The 589-nt window shown below is 64.5% G+C and carries 1 protein-coding gene and 1 pseudogene; both read left to right on the top strand.

Annotated features, from left to right (window positions below; all coding sequences use genetic code 11):
- A partial coding sequence (locus A9X01_RS08400) for an SDR family oxidoreductase (protein WP_155771992.1) occupies nucleotides 1–428 on the top strand: 428 nt, incomplete at its 5' end.
- A 14-nt stretch (nucleotides 429–442) separates the two neighbouring features.
- Nucleotides 443–589: pseudogene (locus A9X01_RS31230) on the top strand (FAD-dependent oxidoreductase); the annotation flags it as partial.

Raw genomic sequence — 589 nt, 5'->3', positions numbered from 1 at the left:
GCACCTGGCGGACCCTGCGGGCGACGATCCCGGCGATGATCGAAGCCGGTAACGGCGGCTCGATCGTGGTGGTCAGCTCCTCGGCCGGGCTGAAAGCCACGCCGGGCAACGGCCACTACGCCGCCAGCAAATACGGACTCACCGCGCTGACCAACACGCTGGCCATCGAGCTCGGCGAGTACGGCATCCGGGTCAACTCGATCCATCCCTACTCGGTTGATACGCCGATGATCGAGCCGGAGGCGATGATGGAGATTTTCGCCAAGCATCCTCGCTTCGTGCACAGCTTCCCGCCAATGCCGATGCAGTACAAGGGTTTTATGTCGCCCGAAGAGGTGTCCGATGTTGTGGTCTGGCTGGCCGGTGACGGGTCGGGCACGCTGTCCGGCCAGCAGATCCACGTCGACAAGGGCGCGTTGAAGTACTGATTGTCTACCGTGCTATGAACGACCACGTGACCACCACGGACGGTAGCAACAACGGAATCGTGATCGTCGGCGGCGGCCTGGCCGCCGCCCGGACCGCTGAGCAGTTGCGCCGGGCCGAGTACACCGGCCCGATCACGATCATCACCGCCGACGTGCCCCTC

This window comes from Mycobacterium asiaticum, from assembly GCF_001668675.1.
In the GTDB taxonomy this organism is placed as follows: Bacteria; Actinomycetota; Actinomycetes; order Mycobacteriales; family Mycobacteriaceae; genus Mycobacterium; species Mycobacterium asiaticum_D.
The sequence above is the reverse complement of the archived record's forward strand: the minus strand, read 5'-3'. Positions and strand labels throughout refer to the sequence as shown.